We start from the raw sequence: 3,770 nt of genomic DNA, 5'->3' as shown, positions 1-3,770 counted from the left end.
GGCTTCTCCACCCTGCTCGCCGCTGGACTGTCCTTAGGTCTGGGGTTGCAGGTGTTCATCGTCGTGGGCGGCGTCACGAACCTCATCCCCGAGACCGGGCTGACCGCGCCGTTCCTGTCCTACGGCGGCTCCTCGCTGCTGGCCAACTACATCCTCGTCGCGGTCCTGCTCCGCATCTCCCACCACGTCCGTGTCCCGGCAGCACCCGCGCCCCCGCGCCCCGCCACCCCGCTGGCGAACACCGCCACCGTCATGACCCCGCGGGCTCCGCAACCGTGACCGGCGACGCCGCGCTGTGACCGAGCCGCTTATTCGCGGTGCAACCCGCGGTAGCGGCTCGCCGGGTGGTTGGTGGCCAGGTGGGGTACTGCCGCTGCGATCGTCACCTTCGCCGTGCTGACCGCGGGGAGGGTCGTGCTTGGAGTGCTTGAGGTGATCCCTGACCCCTCACCGTTTCCGTTCCTAACGTTCTGCTCCAGCCTGGCCCAGCTGGTGTCCACGTTCGTGATGATGGTGGGGCAGGGGGTGTTGCGTGCCTCTTCGCGGCGTCGGGCCGTCGATACCGCCGAGCACACCACGGTGGTGCCCCAGCAGTGCCGCCACCTGGGACAGCACCTGAGCACGAGCACACACGCGCGGCTGGGTCGACCGCGCATCGGCCGACGCTTCGAAGGCGGGCGGTCCCGTCAGCGGCTGCGTCGGCGGCAAGCCGAACACCGGCGTGGCGATGACGACCGGAATGCCGTAAGAGGGGGACACGGTGGCCGTACGACAGCTCCCGCCATCCCGGAGGCGAGCGTGGTCGCGGTGAGGGTTCGGCAGAGGAGGGCACGGTGTTCGCGGACCTGAGCGTCGAGAAGCTGCTGGTGCTCGCGCTCCTCGGCTTGTTCATCCTCGGCCCCGAGCGGCTGCCGGCTGCGCTGACCTGGACGGCCCGCACCGTGCGCCGCCTGCGCTCCTTCGCCGACGACGCGCAACGCAGTGTGCAACGCGAACTCGGCCCCGAGGTCGCTCAGCTGCGCCAACCCCTCTCCGATCTCCGCGAACCACTACAACAGCTGCGCGGTCTCACCCGCCCCGGCGAGATGCTCGGACGCTCCCTGCTGAGCACCCCGTCCCAGCCCTACGCAAGCTCACCGGAGCCGGGGCCCGGTCCGCACCACCGGCAGTCCGCACACCAAGTGCCCGCGCCCGCGGCCCCCGCACCGCTCGACCCCGACACCACCTAAACCGGCCAGCACCGTGCCAGCGCGACGTCGGACGCCCACCCCGTCCCGCAGGGCCTCGGGCTGGGCCCTCACAGCCCGGAGCGACGGCTGCCCCGAACGATTCGCTCCCGGGCCGCCGCTGGCTGCAGCCGCCCGAGCTCAACCACAAACGGCCCGGCCGGCCCCCGATGGTGCAGCTCATCAGTTGATGCAGAGCACCGTCGGGGCGGTGGTGCCGGCATCGCTGGAGGGCACCGCCGGTGCCGCGCCGGTCTTCGGCTGAGCGGCACGCGCCGAGGACCCCGAGGAGGCGCCGGCCGCGTCCGGCGTGGCGGACGAGCTGGTCGGGGTCGCTGAGCCGGAGAGGGTCGCGGAGATGTAGTGCTGCACCGCGTTCGGGTCGACCTGGACCGCTTCGCCGTCATCGGCGGTGTCGTAGGCCGCGTTGACGACCGGGATGGTGTGGAAGGCGATCGACCCCGCCCCCAGCCCCGGCAACTGCCCGGCCAGGGACAGCACATCCAGGGAACGATCAACGGTGAGGGCCTTATCGACCGCGGCGAGCAGCGCGGCGCGTGTGGTCGCGTTAGCCAGGGTGGTCGAGGACAACACGGTGTGGGCCATGCTGGACAGGAACATCTGCTGGCGCCGCGCCCGATCGAGGTCGCCGCCGGGCAGCCCGTGGCGTTGCCGCACGAACGCCAGCGCCGCCGCACCGGAGACGGTCTGCTGACCCGCCGGGAAGTGCGCCCCGGAGAACGAGTCGTCCACCGCGGAGTTCAGGCACACCGGGACCCCGCCGACCGCGGAGCTGATGTCGGCGAACCCGGCGAGGTTGACCGCCGCGAAATGGGTGATCGTCAACCCGGTCAGGGACTCAACCGCGCCGATCGAGGTCCTGGCGCCGGCCGCCCCCGACTGCACCGCGAGCTCATTACCCGAGATTCCCTTCCGAGCGAGCTGCCCGCGCGCGGCGTTCTGGCCGTACGCATACGCCGAATTGATCTTGTGCTGGCCGAATCCGTCGGGCAGCTCCACGTAGGAGTCACGCGGGATGGAGAACCCTCTCGCGGGGCCACCGCCGCCGGGGATGTGCACCACGATGATGGTGTCGGTCTGATCGCCGCCGTCGTTGCTGCCCCCGGCGTGCAACGCGGCGAGCTGGTCGGCCGGCAGCGGGTTGCCGAAGCTGTCGGTGCGGGTGTCCAGCCCGACGAGCAGGATGTTCTCATCGGCGCCGAGCACCGACCCCAGCGAGGTCGAGATGACATCGACCCGGCTCAACCCGGCATCAACCGAGCGAGCGGTGAGGATGAGCCCACCGCTGACCAGCAGCAACAGCACCGACGCCACGGCGAGCGCGAGCAGCCACACCCTCTTGCCTGCTGCGGCCCGGGCGCGCTGGAAAAACAGCTCCCGCTGAGGACCAGGCGGCCTGTCGCGACGGCCGCTGCGGTCGTGAGCACCCACGGTTGTCCGGGCGGAAGCGGAACTGGCGACCGGAGTCGGTCTGGGTGCTGGGCGCCCGACCGAGGGAGAACCCGCGGCCCGCGCAGGCACCGGTCGACCATGGCCGGCTGCAGGGCCCGGCGGCGGGCCCGATGGCTGCGGTGGGCCGGAACCGGCGGACCCGGGCGGCGGGGACGGGGAGGGTCGCCGGTGACCCGAGGCCGAGCCCGGTGGGCCCGGCGGCGGAAGCCACGGGGCGGACGGTCTCGGGCGCTCTTCGCCCGCGGCGGCGAAGCGGTCGCCTCCAAGACGGGGCCTGCCTGAGCCTGGCCTTCCGAGGCGGGGGCGTTCGGGCCGGAGGTCGCCGCGGCCGGGGATCCGGGAACCCTCCGGGCCCTGCGCGTCGTCCGGCCGGCCCGTCGTCACGCCGACCCCGACGCGGAGATGGCGCGCGACCAGCCGGTCCGGGCCCGGCGGAAACGCAGCCACCCGCCGCCCAGCCACGCCACGGTCGCCACGAGCGCCCCCAGGACAGTCCCGCCAGCGGGGCGAGCACCCCGAGCAGGACGCGCGTGCTGCTCGCGAACTGCCCGGCCACGAGCGCGGCGAGCCCCGACCCGCGCAACGCCACCACCGACCGGGGGAGCGCCGCCATCCCTCCGACCCGGGCCGCACCCTCACCCCGTCAAACACAGCCACCGCGAGGTAGCCCACCGGGAACCTCAGCCCGAGCAGCCCACCGCGAGCCGGGAGCAACTCCACGGGCAGCCCGACCACCACCTCCGCCCCGCCCACCGTCCCGATCAAACCGGAGGTCACCGACGCCACCACCACAGCACCTCGCCTCCGTGGTCCGGCTCGTCTCGTCAAGGCCTCGGTTCGATACTCGCACAAACCTTTGACCATTCGTACGCGGCGGGTCCGCAACCCCGCCGGTCCGACCCGCCCGCGCCATAGCCGGGCGGGTAGCCCGCCCGAGCCGCTGCCAAGGTCGTCCTGGTCGAGCAGAGCGACAACCGTCGTACCCCCCGCGCCCACCGCTGGTCGGCGCCAGACGACGGCACGGCCCGGAGCCCGCGGACGATACGGCGGTCCCCGACGACATCGCACCTA

At 72.8% G+C, this 3,770-nt stretch carries 3 protein-coding genes; 2 read left to right on the top strand and 1 reads right to left on the bottom strand.

Annotation, left to right across the window (positions count from 1 at the left end):
• Together AC0CYZ_RS10955 and AC0CYZ_RS10950 are read left to right on the top strand one after the other, a co-directional pair.
• The coding region (locus tag AC0CYZ_RS10955; RefSeq protein WP_472215161.1) for an FtsW/RodA/SpoVE family cell cycle protein at positions 1-279 on the top strand (279 nt) is incomplete at its 5' end.
• Between the two features lie 554 nt (positions 280-833).
• A complete protein-coding gene (locus tag AC0CYZ_RS10950; protein ID WP_472215159.1) occupies positions 834-1,229 on the top strand; it encodes a twin-arginine translocase TatA/TatE family subunit in 396 nt (131 codons plus the stop codon).
• Positions 1,230-1,409: 180 nt separating this feature from the next.
• On the opposite strand, the gene AC0CYZ_RS10945 is transcribed toward AC0CYZ_RS10950, so the two are convergent.
• Positions 1,410-2,582, bottom strand: coding sequence for an LCP family protein (locus AC0CYZ_RS10945; protein ID WP_472215157.1), 1,173 nt, complete (start codon positions 2,580-2,582; stop codon positions 1,410-1,412).
• Between the last annotated feature and the right edge of the window lie 1,188 nt (positions 2,583-3,770).

The organism is Actinomycetospora sp., from assembly GCF_055612215.1.
The sequence above is the reverse complement of the archived record's forward strand: the minus strand, read 5'-3'. Positions and strand labels throughout refer to the sequence as shown.